At 66.9% G+C, this 287-nt stretch carries 1 protein-coding gene; it reads right to left on the bottom strand.

Annotated features, from left to right (window positions below; all coding sequences use genetic code 11):
* The coding region (locus A3728_RS18540) for an alpha/beta fold hydrolase (protein WP_150120881.1) at positions 1-287 on the bottom strand (287 nt) is incomplete at both ends.

Here is a 287-nt window from a genome sequence, read left to right as displayed (position 1 = left end):
GTCATGGTCTCTACCGCTGCTGCATGGTCCAGCGCTAGCCGGTGCGCCGTTCTGGCCCCCCGGTCATGCCCCACGAGATGAAAGCGATCAAAGCCGAGCGTCCGCTTGAGCGCCGCCTGATCCGCCGCCATCTCGCGAAAACTGTATTCCGCCGCGCCCTCGGGCGCTTCGCTGTCGCCATAGCCGCGCAGGTCCGCTGTGATGACGGTAAAGCGTTCCGCCAGCAGGGGGGCCGTGGCGTGCCACATGGCGTGGGTCTGGGGAAAGCCGTGCAATAGCAGCAGCGG

The organism is Sulfitobacter sp. HI0040 (genome assembly GCF_001634885.1).
GTDB lineage: Bacteria > Pseudomonadota > Alphaproteobacteria > Rhodobacterales > Rhodobacteraceae > Sulfitobacter.
Note: the sequence above shows the minus strand (reverse complement) of the source record. Positions and strands in the feature narration are given on the sequence as shown.